This is a genomic window from uncultured Bifidobacterium sp. (assembly GCF_959020145.1).
GTDB lineage: Bacteria > Actinomycetota > Actinomycetes > Actinomycetales > Bifidobacteriaceae > Bifidobacterium.
Genome location: NZ_CAUEQY010000080.1, coordinates 1 through 3,006, shown reverse-complemented (window position 1 = coordinate 3,006; position 3,006 = coordinate 1). Strand labels below are relative to the sequence as shown.

At 54.2% G+C, this 3,006-nt stretch carries 2 protein-coding genes and 3 tRNA genes; 2 read left to right on the top strand and 3 right to left on the bottom strand.

Annotated elements, in window-relative coordinates:
- Nucleotides 1–457 precede the first annotated feature (457 nt).
- The 3 genes from Q5H33_RS08350 to Q5H33_RS08340 all read right to left on the bottom strand — a co-directional run bounded on the left by Q5H33_RS08350 (nucleotide 458) and on the right by Q5H33_RS08340 (nucleotide 720).
- A tRNA-Ala gene (locus Q5H33_RS08350) sits at nucleotides 458–530 on the bottom strand.
- 1 nt (nucleotide 531) lies between these two features.
- Nucleotides 532–604: transfer RNA gene (locus Q5H33_RS08345), tRNA-Ala, on the bottom strand.
- Between the two features lie 42 nt (nucleotides 605–646).
- Nucleotides 647–720: transfer RNA gene (locus tag Q5H33_RS08340), tRNA-Ile, on the bottom strand.
- A 207-nt stretch (nucleotides 721–927) separates the two neighbouring features.
- Here Q5H33_RS08340 and Q5H33_RS08335 point away from each other — a divergent pair.
- Nucleotides 928–1,599 carry a M48 family metallopeptidase gene (locus Q5H33_RS08335; protein WP_055062885.1) on the top strand — a complete coding sequence of 224 codons (672 nt, stop codon included), beginning with the start codon at nucleotides 928–930 and terminating at the stop codon, nucleotides 1,597–1,599.
- Between the two features lie 318 nt (nucleotides 1,600–1,917).
- On the top strand, nucleotides 1,918–2,901 hold the full coding sequence (locus tag Q5H33_RS08330) for an L-lactate dehydrogenase (protein WP_302423997.1): 984 nt from the start codon (nucleotides 1,918–1,920) through the stop codon (nucleotides 2,899–2,901).
- Nucleotides 2,902–3,006 lie beyond the last annotated feature (105 nt).

Below are 3,006 nucleotides of genomic sequence, written 5' to 3'. Positions count from 1 at the left end.
CGTGCCGAACGATTCCGACACTGTTGCCGGTGCAGTCGCAGTGCGGTAGTCATCGCAAGCGATCGTAATAATCAATAATCCGAGGCCGTCTCAAGCAGTGACGCAAGCCCCGCCTGAGACGGCCTTTCGCAATGGTCTTTCAGCGGGATGATTCTTCCATGCGCTGGAATAATACGGACTCTGGAAGGTGCCTCAGCGGGTCATATGTTCCAGTGACTGGAGGGATCTGGACTGTGAGGTGCTTGGCTGCGTCTAGTTTTCTCCAGTGACTGGAGGTTTTGGGATGCTGGGAGGCTTGTTGGTGGGAGGATTCCTCCACTCGGTGGAGGTTTTTGGACTGTGAGGTGCTTGGCTGCGTCTAGTTTTCTCCAGTGACTGGAGGAATTGGGATGCTGGTTTGGATTTCGGATTTGGGTATGAAAAAAGGGTTTCCGGAAATCACCGGAAACCCTGTCTGTGGAGCTAAGGGGATTCGAACCCCTGACCCTCTCCATGCCATGGAGATGCGCTACCAGCTGCGCCATAGCCCCGTGGAGCTAGCCGGGTTCGAACCGGCGACCCTCTGCTTGCAAAGCAGATGCGCTACCAGCTGCGCTATAGCCCCGTGAGAAAAAAAGAGCGGCTCGCGGCCGCTTCATTTTTCCTGTGGGCCCGGGAGGACTTGAACCTCCGACCTCATCCTTATCAGGGATGCGCTCTAACCACCTGAGCTACGGGCCCGTTCCTGCTGCACTGTTAAGCACAACGAATTGAAATAATACGCGAATTTCAGAGAAAGTCAATACAAGGTGTTTCTTCGGCGTGTCGTGACATAATGCAGACATGCCGAACAATCATCGTAGCCAGCGTAACAGCAGTGGGAGAGCCAGCAGGGGAGTGCGCAACCGTAATCGCACGCTATCCGAAGAAACCACGCAAATCGCTGGAATGACGGTGACCATCGTGCGTAAAGCCATCAAAAACATGTACCTGCGCATCAAACCGCCGAACGCGCAAATCGTCATCTCCGCACCTTCTCGCATGTCGCAAGCGGCAATCGCACGATTTGTGACGGAACGCAAACCATGGATCGAACGTGCGCGACGCACCATGCTGCAAGCCAAGGATGAACAGATCCGTCAAAGCGATTTCAATGGTTTGGACCGTGTGAATGGTTCGCATGGTCCGGATAATCTGAATGGCCTGGAAAATTCGGGCGGCGTGGGCGATCGAAACAATCCAGGCGATCCCAATAGCTTGAATAATCCGCGCGTTTTCGTGTGGAACGACGCGGCGAAGGAACGGGCCGTACGGGCCATCAATGCGCAACTGCCGGTGCTGCTTGCGAAATGGTCGCCGATTATCGGGCGGAAGCCGACGCATGTCACGTTACGCATCATGACGTCGCGATGGGGGTCATGCACGCCGAAAACCGGCCGCATCCGACTCAACCTGCAACTTGGTCTTATGGATCCCAGATTCCTGGAATACGTGCTTGTGCACGAAATGACGCACCTGTGGGAAAACGGGCACGGAGAGGACTTTCAGCGGCGTATGAGCGCATATTTGCCGCAATGGAGGCAATTGCGGCGGGAGCTGAACCGTCATGTTGTGTTGTGATGCTCGCGATGCTGTTGCGTTCGCCGTCACGCTGCCATGCTGCGATGAGCTTGCGTAGGGCGATGTTGTTGCGTTGCCTGTGATGTTGAAATACTTGCGATATCACGCCACTGCCGTCACATTGCGCGGATTGCAATGACTTGCCACGGCTTACGCACGTTTGATAACGACGTATAGGTGATTCGTATAGCTTTTTGTTCATAAGATGTACAGAACGCTTAACATCCGCGATTTGCAAGCCTACAATCGTGACGACTGAAACGTTTGCGTGCAAACAGTCCACGCAGAAAGATCGAATAAGTGAGGGAGGGGTCGATTGTGACTGTATTGAGAAAAGTCGGCATTATCGGCATCGGACACGTGGGCGCGCATGTCGCAAATGCCGTGCTTTCCGCAGGACTGGCCGAAGAACTGAAGCTGTGCGACATCAACGAGCAAAAAGTAGTCAGCGAATGTCAGGATTTAAGTGACACGTTGGGTTTCTATCCGCATAACTGCGTGATCGGCAACTACGGCACGCAATACGAGCAGCTAGCCGACTGCGACGTGGTAATCAACGCTGCCGGCGACGTGAAAACCAGCGCCAAAGATCGTGACGGCGAACTGTTCGTCACCACCGACATTGCACGCACCTGGATCTCCCGACTGTTCAACGCAGGCTTCCACGGTGTGATCATCACCATCTCAAATCCTTGCGATGTGGTCGCAACCGAAATCTGGCACATCACCGGCTATGATCCGCGCAAAATAATCGGAACGGGAACCGCGTTGGATTCCGCACGACTGCGCAACGCCATCGCGAAACGCGTCAACGTGGATCAGAAATCAATCGGCGCATACATGCTGGGGGAGCATGGCAATTCGCAGTTCGCCTATTGGTCGAACGTGAACATCGCAGGCAAGCCGCTTGATCAACTCGCACAAGACGATTCGCAACGATTCGCCCTCGACAAGGACGAAACCGAGCAGGACGCCCGTCGAGGTGGATACCGCGTGTACACCGGCAAAGAGTGCACGGAATACGCTATTGCAGCCACTGCGGCACGCCTTACGCAGGCTGTGCTCTGCGATGAACACTATGCGACCGCCTGCTCCACGCTGCTTACCGGCGAACAAGGCGAAAGCGGCAATTACGCCAGCCTGCCGTGCATCATCGGTGCGAACGGCGTTGAAGAAGTTCTCAATCCCACACTCACCGAAAACGAACAGGCCAAATTCCACGCATCCTGCGAGCATATCCGCGCCAATATCGCGCAGCTTGCATGGTGGGACGACGAATGCCATCCCATGCTGCGCGGCTGAATCTGCAATAACTCAGCGGATTTAATAACAGAGCAGACTTGCGATTACTGATGTTGATTGTGTAAAAAATCAGCATTTACATAATCGCAAGTCTGTTTTATTTTC

Coding starts and splice junctions, on each gene's coding strand:
- Q5H33_RS08335 (WP_055062885.1), top strand. CDS start 928: ATGACGGTGACCATCGTGCGTAAAGCCATCAAAAACATGTACCTGCGC.